A 16,827-nucleotide genomic window follows, 5' to 3' on the forward strand; every position below is an offset into this window, starting at 1 on the left:
CACCTTGCCGGGAATCAACGACTCCCGCGGTCCTCCCTGACGCTCCCACCCGCGAGGCCCGGCTCGCCGGGCTTGGCACCCTCCGGCAACCTCTCCGCGCGCCTCCTGCGCCCCGCCACCGCCCATAGGGCTACGGCGACGATAGCCCACGCCGCGACACCGAGGACCCCCATGCCGAGGAGGAGCTCTCCCTCCGCGCCCCTGAGCCTCGAAGCCGCCACCGTCAACCCCCAGAGCGCGTTCATAGCCCCGTGGAGCGAGGCCGCCGGCAACACGCTACCGGAAGCCGTGGTCGCGAGGAGGAGTGGGTAGGTGGCCGCGGAGAGAAGCGCGGAGTAGGGCAGGAGCCCGAGGAGCCTGGACTCGGGGTAGTTGTAGCCGAGGAGGATCGTCGCCGGCGCGTGCCACAACGCCCACGCAACGCCGACCACGAGCGTCGACTTGAGCCCCGGCTCGCCGCCCAGCAACCTGTACGCGTAGCCCCTCCAGCCGAGCTCCTCGCCCAGGGCTAGCGCGGCGTTCACGGTCACCGCGGCCAGGTAGGCGGACGCTATGCCGGCAACGGCGAGCGCGGGGGCGAGCGCCGAGGGAGCGCCGGAGCGCTCGAGGGCCTTGGCCAACAGCTCCACGTAGGCGTCGAAGTCGAAGAGCCCCAGGAGGGTTGCGAGCACCGCGTAAACCCCGAGCGCAGCGTAGGCCACGAGGGGGGAGAGCAGGTAGAGCTTCAAGGCCGAGGAGGGGGAGCCCAGGAAGCCCCTAACCCCCCACCCCGTACCGTTAACCCTGTCGGCGAGCCACACCGCGAGGGCCACGCTCCACATCCTCGCCGCGCCCCACGCAACCGTCGCCAGCGCCCCCCGAAAACCCGAGGCATACACCGCTACGTCGATAGCCGTTGCAAGCGCGTACGCGATGGCCAGGAAGGCCGCCAGGCGGCGCCACGCGCCCATAAAGCCGCACCAGGGGAAACGGGCGAGGGGCAAGCCTATATCCTTACCGGTCCTTCCAGGCTAGGCGGCGGGCGCGGGAGGCCTTTCCGCTTCGAAGAGGTAGCGCGAGACGGGGTGCAGGTCCCCTACTCTCTCGACAAGCCTCTCGGAGACAGAGATACACCCATGCCTAACCCAGTCGAGTAGCCTGAGCGCCCCCTCCACGTCGTAGAACCTGTGCTTCGCCTGCCTCACGCACTCTTCGCGCAGGAGCTTGTCTTCCTCTAGGGTCTTCTCGCTTATGCGGGAGTACCCGAAGCTCCTCCTGAGCTCGAACGCTACCACGTAGACGTAGGGCGAGCTCTTCACGGCCTCCTCGACTTCCCTTCGGCCCGCGCCCAGGAGGTACTCCAACGGGTCGAAGCTGGCCTCGTGGCGGACCAGGATGCCGTAGCTCCTCGGGATCACCTTGCTCACACTCCCGCTACTCCAGAGCAACGCCGCCAGGGTGTTCGCGATGTAGTCGCCGAAGGGGTAGAGGAGAACAGTCGTCGTGGCGCGAGGCTCTGGGGATACGCCCAGGAACCTGTCCAGCGCGCCTAGAGCGCTGGCCTTAACTCTGTCAACGACCATCCTGCGGGGGCCGGGCATGGGCACGCCGCGCGCCGAGAGCTCCTCTGCGAGCACGGCGAGGCCCCTCCTAGCCTCCTCGTCGAGCCTGAACGCCACTCCGCCGGATCTCCACTCGCCGAGTGAGGTGCCTCTCCTGTGAAGCCTCGCGGCCTTCGAGAGGAAGCGGTACACCTCTAGCCCCACGCTCTGAGGTGCCAGCACGTAGCCGCCCCTCCACACGGGGATGGCGAAGCGGTCAGAGGCCTCGGGCTCTACGATCACAAAGCGCCCCCTCAGCTCCTTCACCCTCCAGCACTTACCCCCCAGCCTGATGACAACGCCCCTCTTCATCAGCCTCAGGTTGACTACGTCCACGACGCCCACCCTCTCCCGCCCGTGCCTCACCTCCAGCTCGCTCCTCTCGGGGATCATCGTGAAGAACGCGCCGATCTTACGCCACGCCTCGGGGAAGCGCCCCCCGAGCCTGAGCACCCTCGCCCTCTCGCCGTAGACGTCCACGACTTCTCTCTCCTCGACGAGGCCCCTCTCCTCCAGCACCCTCAACGCCTCTCTAGCGCCGAGGCCCCAGGACGCGGGTACGTGCGAGAGGAGCGAGCCCAGGAGCTCTGCGACAGCCTGAGCGCCCGCCTTGTCCCCGTGCTGTAGTACCAGGGCTAGGGCCTGGCGCAGGGCTAGGTCCATTGCCGGCGGAGGCCCTCTTCTCGCTCCGAACGAGCCCCTGCCGAGCATGGACAGTATGGCCGCGGACTCCACGAGGTCGTTCATGTCGAGGCACACGAGAGTCCCCCTAGCGGGCTCGCCGGGCCTGTGCGAAGCCCTCCCGACGCGTTGCGCAAAGTACGCCGGCAGGGACGGGGACCCGACCTGGAAGACCCTTTCAACGGACCCCACGTCTATCCCTAGCTCGAGGGTCCTAGTGCACACGACGGCTTTCACCTCGCGGTCCTTGAACTTCCTCTCAGCCTCCCTCCTCTTCGACGCGCCCATCGAGCCGTGGTGCACGAGTATATCGCCCAGCCCCCTCTTCTCGAGCTCCGCGTGGAGTTCCTCCGCCTCGGACCTCGTGTTGACGAATACGAGGTACCCGCTACCCTTCCCCATTAGCTCTTCGAGCGCGTCTACGAGCTCCTCAGCGCTCCTACCGCGGCGTAGCACGACCTCCGCGTCAATCCTCCTGAGCCCGGGATCCCGCACGACCCGGACCTTCCCGTCCGACCCGCCGAAGAGCCGCGCTATCCTGCGGGGGTCGCCGACTGTCGCGGAGATGAGTATCCTCTGGAGCCTCGGGATCCCGAAGGTCGCCTTCAGCCTCTCGAGGAGGACGAGGAGGTGCAACCCCCTCTTCGACTCTGCGAGCTCGTGGACCTCGTCCACTATGACCCACCTCAGCTTCGCGAGGTGCTTGCGGAACCTGTGCTTGGTGTCGAGGATTGCCTCCAGGGACTCCGGGGTGGTAACGAGGACGAGCGGGGGCTTCTCGGCGAGCTTCGTCTTCTCGTTCTTCTTGATGTCGGCATGCCACACGCCCACGAGGTAGCCGTCGCCGAGGGCCGAGCGGACGTAGGATCTAAGCCTCCTCGCGACGTCGCTACAGAGCGCCCTCAGGGGGGTGATGTAAAGCACGTAAACCCCTGGCTCCAGCCTCCCAGCCTCCCTCTCGGCGGCCAGGAAGTGTAGAACGGGCAGGAAGGCGCACTCAGTCTTCCCGGAGCCCGTCGGCGCCACTAGGAGGACGTTCTCCCCCCTGAGTATCCTGGGTATCCCGAGGACCTGGATCGGCGTCGGCTCCCTAAGCTCGCGCTCTCTCCCACGGATCGCCTTCCTCACCGCGGGGTGCAGAGCGGAGAAGGGGTACTCGGCCCCCCTCAGGGTAGCCGTGAGCCTCAGCCTAGCGGTGATCGAGAGCTTGCGCAAGCGTAGCGCCAAGGCGGACAGCCACGGCTCCGAGTAGACGCCGGCGAGCCACGCGAGGAAGGAGGCGTAGGCGCGTAGCTTCGAGACAACCCCGCTCAACCCATCACCCCCCGCGCGCGCCTGAGCGGTACGCTCACGGCAGTTAAGCCCGCGAGCAACCCTTGCCCGAGGGCCTCCCCGGCGAGCCGGAGGGGGTCTCGGCGGCCCGCCTCGCCCAGCGACCAGAGCCAGTAGCGCCCCTCCCTCGCGCTCGCCGCCCTGTTGTCAGCCTCGTAGAGAACCCAGTAGAGGGGTAGCACCCTCTCCGGCACCGCGACCCGCGCGATTTTCACCTTGACCTCGCGCTTAACCTCGTAGACCTCCTTCTCGCCGACCAGCCGGGGAACCTCGGACCCCAGCCCGGCGCGCTCCAATAGGCCGGAGAGGGCCTCCAGGGCCGCACGCGCGCTCCTGTGTAGCCTGAAGGGCCCTCCTCTGAGCGTCTCGATCACGTGGCCGGGGAGAGGCTCCCTGAGGAGCTCCTCCCAGTGCCTAGCCTCGTGGTGAAGGAGCACTGCGCTCGCCACGACGAACCTGTCCTCGCCTACACCCATGCGGGCCAGCACGTCCTCGGCTACCACCGCGGAGGCGAAGTTGTGGTAGTGGTAGGCCCGCTCCACGTACTCCTCGGTGAGCTTCCCTACGTCGTGTAGCAACGCGGCGTCTAGCACCGAGCCCCGCAGGCCCAGCCTGCGCAGGAGAGGGTCCAGCTCCTCAGCGAGATCCGCGGCCTCGACCGCGCTGAGCGCGGTGTGGGCGACCCAGCAGCCCAGCCCCCTACCCTCGCGGAAGTAGGAGGGGAGCGGGGGCCCCCGGCAACCGGGGCACGGCCTAGCGCCCTCCGGTAGGCCGAGCCTCCTGGCCAGCGCTACGCACTCCGGGACCTCCACGGCCGAACCACCCCGAGCTCGTCCCCGCCCTCGCTCAGGTAGAACGCCGGGTTCAGCAGGAAGAGCTCGCCGGACTCGACGGCGCGGGGGAAAGCGCGGGGCTCCATGCGCCTCCCCCTCAGGGCTAGCCCTCCGTCGACCCGCTTGTACTCGAGCGCGACGACGACTTCGCGGCCGCCGACCTCGTGGACGACGGCCGCCGGGGCCTCTCCGCGCCCCTCCACGGACAGCCTCACGGTGTAGTCCCTGAGCCTTTCCAGGGATACTGCGGTCTCCCCGCCGCCCAGCAACGCCTCGTACTCGCCAGCGCTCCCCGGCAGGTAGCAGGCGACCTCGTAGCCGAGCCTGAGTAGGGGCCCCGGCTCTCTGTGCGCTTCCTTGTGGAGGAGGCTTCGCGGGAACCTCAAGGCCCAGCCCTTCACCTCGCTCAGGGCGCGCTCCCACCCCTTCCTAAGCCTCTCGACGACCTCCGCCGCGTACACCCCGTCTACGAGCTCGCGGGCAACGCTTAGCCTCCTAACGCTCTCCGCCAGCGACTGGGCGTCGACGACCCCCAGCGTTCTCTCGACGAGCTCCCTCGGGTAGACGTTCCGCGCCGCCTCCTCGTCCAGGAAGACGACGGCGTGGCCGTCGCTCCTCCGCGCGCACCTGCCCAGCCTCTGTATCAGCGAGTCGACAGGCGAGACCTCGGTCACGAGGAAGCGCACGTCGAGGTCCAGCCCCGCCTCCACGACCTGGGTTGCGACCAGGACTAGGTCCCCGGGGGCGCCGTCCCCCTCGAACAGCCCCTCAACGCGCGCCCTGACGCCGCCCCTCAGCCTCGAGTGCAGTAGCGCAACGCTCCCCCCGAGGCAGGAGCGGAGCGCCCTGTAGGCCTCGACGGCCTTCTCGACCTTGTTCACCACGACGAGCGCGGGCCTCGGGGCGCCCTCGAGGAGGCTGCACAGCCCCTCCACGGGCATCCCGCCGCCCCTGAGCTCGACGTCCAGCCTGCCCCTCGCCGGCTCGTCCGCCGCGTCTACCACTGCCGGCTCCTCCCCGCGGCTCACAAGCCTGTACTCCCTCCGTAGCTCCTCGAGCAGGACCTCCGGCACCGTGGCCCCCACCACGAGCACCTGGGCCCCCAGGGATACGAGGGACGCGACGTGGGCCGGGAGAAGGCTCGGGGCGTACCAGTGGGCGTCCTGGAGCAGGTGGGTCTCGTCGAGGACCACGAGCGAGCCAGAGACTTTCGCCGCGGGCAGGAGGAGGTGGTATCCCGGGGAGACGACGCCGTAGAACTGGTGGAGGAGCGTGTCGTACGTCGTGACTGCCACGTCCCCCTCGAGGTACGGCCTGGCCTCCCAGAGGCCCCCGTAGCTCAGCGTCGCGGTGGTCCACTCCGCCCCCGCCGCGGCCAGCGAGCGGGACAGTCTCCTCAGCATCGCCGAGGCGAGGGAGCGGGTGGGTAGCGCGTAGACGAGCGAGACCCAGCGCCTCGAGCCTTTAGCCGCGTCGCTGATGAACGGCGCGGTGGCCGCTTCCGTCTTGCCGCAACCAGTGGGTGCCCTTACGACGACCAGCCTGTGCCCCTCGTCTACGGCCCTCCAGACGTCCTCGAAGTACGAGTAGCGCACCGGTCTCCTGTTCCTCGACGAGACGACCCTCTCCACTACCCCCCAGTACTCCTGCAAGCTCACACCCACGCCCTGACCAGGGACTCCACCACGCCGTGGAAGCCAGCCTTACCCTCGTACGCGCAGTACACGCTCCTCGCGAAGCCGTAGAGCGAGTCCGGGGACGCTGTCTCGAAGAACTCGAAGAGCCTGGAGAGGGCCTCGAGCGCGTAGCCGGCCCTCGGGCTGTCCGCGCCTGTAGCCCTCGCGAGCTGCTTCAGCATGTCCCGGAGCTTGGAGTAGCTGGCGTCGTCCACGCGCGCAAGCGAGCTCATAGCCCCCACCACGCTGTCCACCTCCACGTCGTAGAAGCCCCTCACCTGGACAGCCCTGCCCGTGTCGAACTTCACCGCGTAAACCCTCCACGTAGCGCCCGCGTGGTCCAAGGCCTCCAGGGCGTTGCGGGTGAGGAGCGCCACGGCAAGCTGGGCGAGGAGCCTCTCAGGGACGTTGTCCACGCGGGGTCCCAGGACGCCGAGCACGTCTTTCGCCTCTTCTCCCTGGAGGAAGTCGTAGTACCCGCCGAGCGCGTCGTAGCCGGCCTCGCCGCTGAACGCCAGCGTAACCACGAGGACCCTCGCCCCCCTCGCCACGTACACAGAGGAGGCCAGCCCGAGCGCGGCTAGGGCGGCGCAGTACTTGCACACCCTGTACTCCTTGGCCTCGTACTTCGGCTTCCTCGTGAGGTCTGTGTGGAGGTACTTGCCCGCCGACGGCATCAAGGGGAGCTTGAACGTCAAGCCGTCGAACCCCCTCCCCTCGGCGCCCGCGTGCCCCGGCCTCGAGAGCTCGCCCTCCAGGAATGCCCGTAGCCCCTCGGGGTCGAGGGCGGAGTCGAGCAACCTCACGTCCTTGTCCTGGAAGAGCCTCCCGAGCCTCTGCCTGTCCAGGAAGGCTGCGTGCACCTCCTCGAATGTGCGCCGGAGCTCGTACGCCAGCGTTCGCGCGTCGACAGAGGTTTCGAGGACGTACTCAAAGCCCGTGCCGCGAACCCTCAGAGCCGCGTCCCTCGCGCCCCACGCCGCCCTGGCAAGCGCGTGCATGATCAACGTGTCCGTGTAGGGCGAGTGCCCCGGCGTGTACAGGGTAGGCGTAGCCCTCACCCCCTCAGCACGATGTCCCCGAGGCTCGACTCGCAGACCGCGACCTCCCCGGGGTACTCTATCTCCGCGTAGCCGGGCCTGAACACGGGGACCTTCGCGCGTCCAGCGCGCTCGAAGCCCCTGAACCCCGGGACCGCGAACGTCCTCAGCTCCCTGAGCTCGTCGCTCATCTTCGCGAAGACAGCCCCGCCGCTCCTGACCAGCATCCCGTCGACTGCGGGGGCCGGGAACAGGGTCCTGACGACCTTCTTCCTCGCGACCGGGCACCTCTCGACGGACACGTCCACCACCGTGCAGAGGGACTCGGTGTCGCCGAGTCTGTGCACGCTCCACGCCGCCCTGGGGTCCACGGCGCCCTCCTCCGCGACCCACGCCGCCAGGATTTCGAAGCCGACGACGTACTCCCTGTACAGCGCGTCCGACAGCTCCACCTCGATTATCCTCTTCGCCTCCGCGTAGTCGCCGGAGCCCACGGCCTCGCGGAGGAGCTCTATGGGCTTCCTCTCGCCCTTCCCCTTGGCCTCGTGCGCCTTATCGGCCACCCTGAACCTCCTCAGGACGACGGAGGAGAAGACCAGGGGTAGCGAGGCGCCCGGCGGGGCCGCCGCCCTGGCCGCCATCAGCCTGCCTTTCCTCGCCAGCTCCACTACCTCCTCGTAGGCCCTCGTACCGCGCCCGCTCGCGACGCCGACGCCGTAGGCTAGGGCGCCTAGAAGCGTGGAGGGCTGGGGGAGCGGGAGCGCCGACATGACCTGGAAGGCCTCCGGGGATTTAACGGAGAAAAAAGGTAGTTTAAGCCTGGCGAGGATCAGCTCAGCCACTCCTCCGCCACCTTCGCGGCCTCCACGAAGGCTTCGACGGGCGAGCCAACCTCCTTGACCGCGTCCCTCCTTACCTCGGAGAGACCCGAGAACACCTCCGCGACCCTCCTGCCGTAAACGAACACCTTGACGTCCTGCGCGGCGCCCGCTGAGAGGAAGCCCCTGAGTAGCCTGTAGCTCTCCTCGGCGTAGTCGCTGTAGAAGCCGTGCACCAGGCTCGGTATCGGCTGCCTACCGACGGCGCATACGAGCTCCTCTACCTTCACGATGGGCAGCGCCCTCGCGCTGGCAGCCCCGAACCTCCCGGAGAGCACGTCGGCCATCGCGAGCAACGCGGCCTTGGCTCTGAGCCTGCGCTCGTCCAGCGGCAGGACCTTGTTGGCGTTGTCGGGGTCTGCTAGGGGCCTGCCGACGTACTTGAGGTCCATGACGGCGGAGAAGCCGTAGAGGCCGCTGGCGTGCTCCCTCTTGAACACCATCATCGCCTGCTGCTCCCTGGGCACGGAGCCCCTCTCGTCGAGGAAGACCCTGTTGTGGGTCACGGCGGTGGAGCCGGCGTCCAGCTCCTCGACTGGGACCATGAAGGAGAACTTGACGAGGCTCTCCCTCCTAACGCCCGCGTCGGGCTGGAGGAAACCGTGCACGTCCTCGATCGCGCAGGCCTTCACGTACTCGAACTCGTCGTTGAAGTTCATCGTAGACCTGTACATTATGAACCTCTTGCAGTTATCGCAGAGGCGCGCCTTCCCCCCTCCAACCTCCTTGAGTATCTCGACCATCCTGACGGCGTGCCAGTGCTTAACCATGTTCCCGGATATCACGGGCTCCTCGACGACCTCGTAGCCACTGCCCCTTCTCTTGACGACGAAAACCCTGCTGAGCCCCGTGTAGTTCCCGACGGCGCCCTCGGCGTTCGCGCTGTGCACGTTCACTATAGCCCTACCAGTCACCCTGACGTACACCATGTCCCGTCACCCCCTCCTCTCGGCCTCCACTATCCCGCCGTAGCTGAGGGCGAGGGACGCCAGCACCGACCCGACGAACCTAGGGTTCTCCGCGGCGAGCCTAACCACCCTCTCGACGGCCTCCGAGCCGACGTTGAAAACCCTCCCGACGTCCTCAGCCTTAGCATCGAAGGCGAGCCTGTACTCCCCCCTCCTAACGCCCTCCTCGAGCCTCGAGAGAACCCTGTCCTTCACCCTCACGCACTCGTAGAGGACGGAGGCGAACTCCTCGACGCTCCTACACCTCGCGAGCCTGTCGAAGAGCGAGAGGTTCTGCTCCACAACCTTGTAGGCGGCGAGGTAGCGGACGAACTGGTCCAGGAAGGCCCTGTCCTCGCTTCCAGGCGAGAGCACCCTCTCAACCAGACCCTTAACCGAGGTTTGCTGCGCCATACAAGATAGTCGCGAAGTTGGGGTTAATATGTCTTTTGCACGGGTGTAGCTTCTTTTGTCACGGTGTTGCAGTTTTATGCACAAGACCCCGAACGCGTTGCTACGTTTATCACAGGAGGAGCCTTCCGAGGTCCGTCGCGACGTAGCCGCCATCGACTTGCCTCACGAGCCCCGCTTCCTCCATCCTCTTCAGGTACCTGAACACGGTGCTCCTATCCTTGCCCAGCAACCCGCCGAGGTCGCTTGCGCCTAAGGGGCCGCTCTTCTCCAGGGCTGAGAGCACCTCGAGCCAGGCCTCGGGGACGCCTACCCCCAGCACCCTCGAGAGGCGCGGCAACCGCAAGGCCCTCCCCTGCCCCTCCAGGTACACCTCGACCTCGGGGTCAACCCTCCACCTGGTGAGCAAGTAGGCCGTCAGAACCGCGATGCCCAGCGCCCTCATGCCGCCCGTAATCGAGATCCTCACCCTTTTGTCCTCGAGCCCCCTGAACAAGGACTTCACGTTGATAACTGCTGCAACGAAGTCGTCGAGCGGGACCTCCCTCTTCTCCACGGAGAAGCCCGGCCTCCTCGCCAAGCCCATCATGCCGACTACGCGCTGGAACTCCAGCCACGCGCGCTCAGCCCTCTCGTCCGGGAAGCCAGCGGTCAGCACCACCACCCTAGCGCCCTCCGCCAGCCCCTCCGACGCCGCCGAGGCAACAGCGCTTATCAGGGGCCCCGGCTCGAAGCCCAGCGTCAACACCAGTGCATCGATCACGCGTATAGCCCCGCCCCGCCCCCTAAATAACCTCGCGGTCGGCGCCCCTAGTGTCATCACGGCTCAGCGCACTCGGCACTCCCCATGCAACCGGAAAGAGGAAGCACGGCCACATATAGTTTCCGCGGGCGAAAAGCTAATCCGGGCGGGAGGCGTGAAGAGAGAGGCGGTGATGAGCAACACCTAGTCCGAAGTCATGAGGCGGGCGGGGAAGCTGAGCCGGCTCCTCGCCTGCCGATAGCCTTCTCCCCCGTGTTATCACTCGTCGCGGCGCTCGTGAAGGAGTAGCGGGGGAACGCGGGAAGAAGGTTCCCGCGTCGTCGAGCCGAGAGGCTGGAAGGCTTCCATCTGTGTTGTCAAGGTTCAGGGAAGCTATTCTACGTGTATATCTCTACCCCTAGGATTCTCGCGTCTTCGAGCGCCCTAGGGTCGACGTAGGGCGATACCATGATCAACCTCGGCTTGACTCTGTTCACCTTCTCGTATAACTCTCCGATCCTCCGGAAAACCGCTACGTCTCCTCTTGAAACGCTCGACTTTACCTCGATCAGTATGTGCTCGCCGTCTTTCACGGCGACGTCTACCTCGACCATTGCCGGGTGCCCGTAGACCTCGCCTTCCCTATCGTAGTACATCCACCTTTCAACCTTCCCGGCGCCGAGGATCCTCTCAATAACCCCCCTCATGCCCTCTCTGAAGGCGGACTCCGACGCTATACCCCATCTAGCGCCGAGCGCGTCTATCCTCCTCCTGAGCTCGTCGAAGCCTCTGTTGAAGTCCTCTCTCAGCCCCTTGAGCTCTGCCTCGATCGCCTCGAACCTCTTGTACGCCTCCTCCCACTTCCTGTTGTTCTCCTCCCATCTCTTATTGTTCTCTTCCCACCTCTTGCTATTCTCCTCCCACATTCTCCAGTTTTCTTCCCACCTTTTGCTGTTCTCTTCCCACCTTCTGTTCTCGAGCTCGACGAGCTTGTTGAAGTCCTCCCTCAGCTTCTTCAGCTCGCCCAGTACTGTGTCGAGGCCCAGGAGGCCGGCTACGGCGAGCCTAAACTCCTCGTCCTCCCTGAGTAGGCGCAGGAGCTCGGCTTTAAGAGCTTGCACGGCCAATGCTTAGCACCACGTCTAGTTCCCGTTGGGGCTTAAAAACGTAGCCAAGCCGTTTCCTCGCAACCGGCGAGAGGCGTTGCCGTTGAAGGCATTCGGCGAGGCTGGAGAAGTACGTCGCCTAGCCCTGCGCCCTTGCGTGTCCCCCGGGCTTCCGGGGCGCGGCGCGCAGGCGCCTCGGGGGGCCTAGCGGTGACATCTCGACGTGGCCGAAGCCTATGCTCCTCGACCTCCCTATGCCGAAGCGGAGCGCGAAGGCCATCAGCCTCCTGAAGTCCTCCGCGTACTCGGACTTCGTGTCTAGTAGCTCGTAGGCGACGAAGCCCACGAAGCCCCTCTCGGTCGCGGGCTTCCCGTCCCTGACGGTGTAGAGCGCGGTGACGGGCCTAGCGTCGTAGTCGAGCTCGGCCAGCGCCCTGAGGGCCCACGCGTGTATCCTGCCCGGAGTAGCCTTCGCCAGCCTGACGCCTCTCATCGCCGCGTCGTAGGCTAGGTGCGCCAGTGCGAGCGGGAGGTCCGGGACGAGCCTGTACCTCCTCCTCGGACCCCCGGCTTTGAGCAGCGACCCCCTGCCGGGGACGGGCACGAGGGTTGGGGTCAGGAAGCGCAGGGCGAACTTCTCGGGGACATCCTCCCTCAGCGCCGAAGCCTCGAAGACCTCGACCTCGGCTACCCTAGCCCTCATCTCCGCCGCCCCGAACACGAAGACAGCCTCCTGCCTCGGCAACCCGGGGGCGCCGTCCCAGAGCATCGAGACCCTCGCCCTCAGGACCTCCCCCTCCCTCGCGAGCAGCGGCGCCTCCTCCCCGGCGAGCTTGTACAGCGGCCTATCCCCCCTGAAGAGCACGGAGAAGGAGGCCCTCCTACCCATGGTCTCCGGATCTAGCCCCCAGAGAGCCGCGAAGGCTGTCCTCGTCACCTTGCTCGTAAACGGGGGTAGCAGGGCGTCCCTCAAAGGCACGATCTCCAAGCGGGCGGTAAAGACGTACACGTAGGAGAAAGTGGCGAGCCCCTATAAGAGCATACCGCCGTAAATTCCCGGCAGAGGTCGGGATTTCGATTTTCTGTTTACGAATCCCACTCGACGGGAAGAATCCCTGTTGAAAATACTTCCCACAAATTCCCGATCTCTGTGGGGAATTTCCCGTGCCTGTTTTCGAAGCCTCCCATGGGTAAACTTTGTCAAAGAGGCAGTTTTGCAGGCTTCGACTCACTGAGAAAAGAATTTATAGACCCTCTGCCGTGAAAAGTGGTCGGAAGCAACTGTGAAAGCATTGAAAGAGAAGCTTAGGTTCTACATTCTCGTCGCGCGCGTGAGAGATGGAAAGAAGCAACTGTGAAAGCATTGAAAGGACGCCGAGGCGAGCCGCCTCAGGGCGTCGTTCGTGCCGAAGCAACTGTGAAAGCATTGAAAGGACAGGGAGTTGCCGCTCACGCGCAACCCGCGCTCCGCGAGCGCCGCGAAGCAACTGTGAAAGCATTGAAAGGGGGCGTCACGGCTTACACCCCGCGTATCCTTTCGAGGAGAAGCAACTGTGAAAGCATTGAAAGTTTCGTAGTCCGCACAGTGGCCATGTGAATTCTCTTGATAATTCCATGCAGAAGCAACTGTGAAAGCATTGAAAAATGAAAATGAATCTGCCCTAGTCTATCCCCAAAAATACTACCAGCTGGCTTAAGCGAAGTGGCTGTAGAGAAAAATCATAAGGATATTCGTTTCTGCTAGGGATTCTTAGACCTTGGGTTGCGGGCTAGCCTCTCTAGGCTTTCTCGCGGCGAGGGCTAGGAAGTCGAAGAGCGGCTTGAGGGCTGCCAGCTTTCTCACGACTTCGTTGCTCGGGTCCTTGGGCCCGGGGAGCCTTACTCCGTGCTCGCCGAGGAGCTCGGAGAGCTTCTCGAAGTCCTTTCCGCGCCTAGCCTCGAGGTAGCGGTAGTGTACGACAACCCTCGCGACTCTGAGCGGGCTTTTGCCTAGAGCCTCCTCCGCCTCTTCGGCTTCGTGGGCCAGCTCGGCGAGGGCGTAGACTAGGGGCTTGAGGCTCTCGAACTCCCCGGCTTCCTCTCCGAGGGCCGCTCCGACTACCGCGGCTAGCCTCGCGAGGTCCAGCTCGCCGCCCGACATTGGTATGGGCTTCCTGCAGATACCGCTCACGGCGAGGGAGCCGCCGGGCTGGCTCCGCCTCTTCGCCTCCCTCTCGGCGGCTCTCGCCGCGTCGTAGACGTGGAGCACGGGGTCCTTCCTGTCTGCTACGGCCATCCCGCTGCTCGCGGCGAGGGGGTTGAGGAGCCCTTCGAGGACCTCCCTCCTCACGATGTCGAGTATCCTGAGCACGTCGTGCCACTCGCCGTAGACCGCTAGGTCGTCTCCCGCGGCGTAGAGGAGGATCCCCCTTCCCCCCTCCCTCTTCTTCGCGTCTGCTAGGACGGCCGAGTACGCCTTTACGCCGAACCCCATTGAGAGGAAGTCGGAGACCGCGGAGAAGATAGCGGGGTAGGCGCCTAGGGACTTCGACACGTCCCCCATCTTGTCTGCGTCAAGGAGGGAGACGGCGATCACGCCCATGTCGTCCAGGTCCAGCAAGCGCACTTTCTCGGCGACGCGCCTTTCGCCTCCCATTATCGGCCGCGCCTCCTCCTCGGCCCTCACCGGGTGGTACGGGTTGGTGTAGTAGGGCGCGAATGAGAAGGCCACGGGCAACCCCCTGTAGTGCTCCGCGACGCCCGCCGAGGGTATGAAGTCGCGCGGGGCGTTCACGACCCTCACCTCCACGTGGATCTTCTCGGCGAGCCCCGCAGCCCCTTTCACGTACCCCTTCATGACCCTGAGGAGGGTCTCCGCGGCCTTCAGGTTCTCCTCCGCCTTGGCGAGCTCCCGCCTCGTGTGCGCCACGAGGACGTGGATCGCCCCCGCCTCCGTGAAGGGTGCGAGCGCGACGGCGAGGGGCTGGTCCCCTTCGAGGACGAAGTAGAGCCTTCTGCCCCGCTCCCTGAACACGGCGCCGAGCACGGCTTCCGCTGCCTCGCGGCAGGGCCTGCCGCCCTTGAAGAAGTAGAGCGAGACTACGGCCGCAAGGTTCCTCGCGGCGCTTCCGCAGGCCAGGCTGATGTGCGTGAGCCCTCCGAGCAGGTCCCCGTCGGAGAGCTTGTCGGGTGCTAGGCTCTCCGCGTAGTCCCTGGTGCTCCGCTCCACCCTGAGCTTGAGCCCGTCGCCCTTTAGGACGGGCTCCCTGGTCAGCGAGTCGAGGTCCTCGACGTCCTCGTTCCCGAGGGCCGCGAGCTCCGCCGCGAACCCGGAGAAGCGCGAGTCCTTCGAGAAGGCCACGGCGGTTGAGTAGCTCTCGGAGACGGCTACGAACGCGCCTCCAGGATTCGCGGCGTTGGCTGTCGGCGCGGGGTCGGAGCACGCCACCGTGAGCCACAGCGAGCCCTTGAACTGCCTGGCCATCCACCTTCCCAGGATCTCCCTGAGCGCGTCGACCTTGTCCCTGAACGAGCCGGGTAGCACGAAGGTGGGGGCTCCGCCCTCCTTGCTGAGCTGGGCCGACCACGTCGCCCCGGCGAGCTCGAGCACGATCCTGGTCGCTGTGAACTGCACGAGCTCCACCAGTAGGCTTCTGCCCCTCAGCACCCTCGAGGCCGCGCTTTCCCTTACCGGCGCGTAGACGAAGTCCTGTATCCCGTTGACGTCCAGGCCTAGGAGGACGAACCCTTCTCCAGCGGACGCCAGGGCGGCGTGCAGCCTCGCCAGAGCCGGCAGGGGCACGGAGGGCAGGAGCGGGTGCGAGGGCACGAGCGCTAGGGTGCTCGAAACCACGCTTTCAAGCGTGTCGTCGACGCCGTTGCACGAGCCGAGAGCCTCGTAGAACTCCGCCGCCCTCCCGAGCATGGAGAGTAGCGCCTCGGCGACCTCGCCGTAGTCGCTTCCTCTGACTGCCTCCTCGAAGGAGCGTAGCTTCAAGGCTTCGAGGATCTCCGTGAACTCCCGCGGGAGGGGTCTCGCCGCGAGCCACGACCTACTGCCCTTCGCCTCCCCGACGTACCTCTTCAGCTCCTCCGGGTCTCCAAGGAGCCTCCTCGGAGCCTCCGCGTCGAGCTCGGCCCTGGAGCCGGACAGGAGCTCCCGGTAGCCCATTTTCTCGAGGATCCGGAGCGGGCTGAGTAGCGGCGCGTCCCAGGGGTCGGAGACGCCCGCCCAGACTTCCCGCACTCTCCCCGCGTACTCCTCCACGCCCGAGAAGGCGCCGGCGGACAGCGGGTCCACCCTCTCTATTAGGCTCAGGGCCTCCTCGGCCGTGCCTTGGAGGTCTCCGCGGAGCCCAGCCCTCCTCGCGAACCACTCTGCAAGCTTAGCCCCGGCTGTCTTCGGGTCTGCGAGCTCCTTCTCGCTTCCGAGCTCCCTGCACCTCCACTTCTCCCTGCCCTCCGCCGCTCTCTTCGCGTGGCGCGAAAGCGCTAGCCCGGCCTCGTAGAGCAGTATCAGGCCTGGACGCATACCTTGACCCACCCCGCGCCCAGGTAGGCGCCGCCCACGTCTACCAGCTTGAACGTGAGCTCGTCCCACGTCCTGCCGAGCCTCCTGGACATCGCGTCGGCCACCTCCTTGTAGAGCTCAGGGTCGAGCCTTTTAACCAGGAGCGCGAGCGTCTTGCTTGCGTGGCCGGTGGCGAAGCCCAGCCTGGCGACGGCGCACCCGCCACCCCTAAGCCCCTCCAGCCTGCCGAGGTACGTGGCGACGTCGTAGCCCGCCTTGGCGAGGCTTTCCCGCGCGCCCCTCAGCCTCTCCACCTCGTGCTCCAGGAGCGCTGAGCCGAACTCCTCGAGGGCCCGCGCAAGCTCCTCGGGGCTCGGGGAGGCGAGGAGCCCCGCGATAGCCTTGAGCTCGCCTTCGAGCCCGCCGGCGCTCGCGAGGTTGACGGGCGGCGGCTCCGGGAACAGTACCTCGTACTCCAACGAGCCCCCCTCCAGGACCTCCACTACGAGCTCTCCGACAGCCTTCCCGGAGGCCTCCACCACGCTGAGCTTACTCAGCGAGCTCGCGCACCCCGAGGCCCTCGGCTCCGACACGACGACCGACTGCATGGCGTCGGCGTACCCTCCCTGCCTCCTCAGCCTGGGCACCCTGAGCAAAGCGTTCTCCAAGGCCTCCCCGGCGCGCCTCGGGTCGCCCCTAGTGTTCACGGTGCCCCTCAGGAGCTTGGCCGCCTCCTCGGATCCGCGCTCCTCCGCCACCCTCCTCAGCAACCGGAACAAGAGCGCGGTCCTCAGGTAGCCCTTGAGCGACGACGCGGGAACGAGGGTCGGCGGTAGCAGCCTCACGGCGTCCCCCACCCTCGGCTGAGCCCTCATGCCGACCCGCCTGGAGCACGGCAACGCCCCCTCCCTGACCCAGCGCGCAACCCTCTCGGCGAACTCAGCGAGCCCGGCCGGCGGCTCTCCTCTCAGCGCGTCGGGCCTCAGCCTCTCGAAGTCGGCTACGCACGCCTGCCCGTCCACCGCGACAACGTCCAAGCCGTACACCCTCTCGTACCCGTCCCAGACGTGGACGGGGGTCACGACCTCTACCTTGAGGGTGAGCCTCCTCAT

At 66.3% G+C, this 16,827-nt stretch carries 13 protein-coding genes and 1 CRISPR repeat array; all 13 genes read right to left on the reverse strand.

What is annotated here, in order from left to right:
• Nucleotides 1-14: 14 nt before the first annotated feature.
• The 13 genes from TPEN_RS06920 to TPEN_RS06980 all read right to left on the reverse strand — a co-directional run bounded on the left by TPEN_RS06920 (nucleotide 15) and on the right by TPEN_RS06980 (nucleotide 16,827).
• Nucleotides 15-950, reverse strand: a complete 936-nt coding sequence (locus TPEN_RS06920; RefSeq protein WP_011753013.1) for a CPBP family intramembrane glutamic endopeptidase — start codon at nucleotides 948-950, stop codon at nucleotides 15-17.
• 60 nt (nucleotides 951-1,010) lie between these two features.
• Nucleotides 1,011-3,575: a DEAD/DEAH box helicase gene (locus TPEN_RS06925; RefSeq protein WP_011753014.1), complete on the reverse strand. Its 2,565-nt coding sequence runs from the start codon at nucleotides 3,573-3,575 to the stop codon at nucleotides 1,011-1,013.
• Nucleotides 3,572-4,405, reverse strand: coding sequence for an HD domain-containing protein (locus TPEN_RS06930; RefSeq protein WP_011753015.1), 834 nt, complete (start codon nucleotides 4,403-4,405; stop codon nucleotides 3,572-3,574). Before TPEN_RS06930 ends, TPEN_RS06925 begins: the two co-directional genes overlap by 4 nt.
• The gene (cas3, locus tag TPEN_RS06935; protein WP_011753016.1) at nucleotides 4,384-6,084 is read right to left on the reverse strand and encodes a CRISPR-associated helicase Cas3'; all 1,701 of its coding nucleotides are present in this window, start codon (nucleotides 6,082-6,084) and stop codon (nucleotides 4,384-4,386) included. Before cas3 ends, TPEN_RS06930 begins: the two co-directional genes overlap by 22 nt.
• Entirely contained in the window at nucleotides 6,081-7,163 is a 1,083-nt protein-coding gene (locus tag TPEN_RS06940) for a hypothetical protein (RefSeq protein WP_052885261.1), read from the reverse strand. The genes cas3 and TPEN_RS06940 overlap by 4 nt, the downstream gene beginning before the upstream one ends.
• Nucleotides 7,160-7,984 (reverse strand): type I-A CRISPR-associated protein Cas5a, encoded by an 825-nt coding sequence (gene cas5a, locus TPEN_RS06945; protein WP_148678014.1) that lies wholly within the window; start codon nucleotides 7,982-7,984, stop codon nucleotides 7,160-7,162. The genes TPEN_RS06940 and cas5a overlap by 4 nt, the downstream gene beginning before the upstream one ends.
• Nucleotides 7,972-8,949: a type I-A CRISPR-associated protein Cas7/Csa2 gene (cas7a, locus tag TPEN_RS06950; protein WP_011753018.1), complete on the reverse strand. Its 978-nt coding sequence runs from the start codon at nucleotides 8,947-8,949 to the stop codon at nucleotides 7,972-7,974. The genes cas5a and cas7a overlap by 13 nt, the downstream gene beginning before the upstream one ends.
• 6 nt (nucleotides 8,950-8,955) lie before the next feature.
• Nucleotides 8,956-9,381: a hypothetical protein gene (locus tag TPEN_RS06955; RefSeq protein ID WP_052885263.1), complete on the reverse strand. Its 426-nt coding sequence runs from the start codon at nucleotides 9,379-9,381 to the stop codon at nucleotides 8,956-8,958.
• Between the two features lie 109 nt (nucleotides 9,382-9,490).
• Entirely contained in the window at nucleotides 9,491-10,141 is a 651-nt protein-coding gene (csa3, locus tag TPEN_RS06960; protein ID WP_052885264.1) for a CRISPR-associated CARF protein Csa3, read from the reverse strand.
• Nucleotides 10,142-10,518: 377 nt separating this feature from the next.
• Nucleotides 10,519-11,241: a PD-(D/E)XK nuclease family protein gene (locus TPEN_RS06965; protein ID WP_148678102.1), complete on the reverse strand. Its 723-nt coding sequence runs from the start codon at nucleotides 11,239-11,241 to the stop codon at nucleotides 10,519-10,521.
• A gap of 124 nt (nucleotides 11,242-11,365) precedes the next feature.
• Nucleotides 11,366-12,235, reverse strand: coding sequence for a CRISPR system precrRNA processing endoribonuclease RAMP protein Cas6 (gene cas6, locus TPEN_RS06970; RefSeq protein WP_052885265.1), 870 nt, complete (start codon nucleotides 12,233-12,235; stop codon nucleotides 11,366-11,368).
• 265 nt (nucleotides 12,236-12,500) lie between these two features.
• A CRISPR array of direct repeats spans nucleotides 12,501-12,870; the repeat unit is 25 nt; unit sequence GAAGCAACTGTGAAAGCATTGAAAG.
• Between the two features lie 106 nt (nucleotides 12,871-12,976).
• Nucleotides 12,977-15,736 (reverse strand): Cas10/Cmr2 second palm domain-containing protein, encoded by a 2,760-nt coding sequence (locus tag TPEN_RS06975; RefSeq protein WP_011753023.1) that lies wholly within the window; start codon nucleotides 15,734-15,736, stop codon nucleotides 12,977-12,979.
• Complete coding sequence (locus tag TPEN_RS06980; protein WP_011753024.1) at nucleotides 15,721-16,827, reverse strand: CRISPR-associated RAMP Csm5 family protein; 1,107 nt, start codon at nucleotides 16,825-16,827, stop codon at nucleotides 15,721-15,723. The genes TPEN_RS06975 and TPEN_RS06980 overlap by 16 nt, the downstream gene beginning before the upstream one ends.

The organism is Thermofilum pendens Hrk 5, from assembly GCF_000015225.1.
Classification (GTDB): Archaea; Thermoproteota; Thermoprotei; order Thermofilales; family Thermofilaceae; genus Thermofilum; species Thermofilum pendens.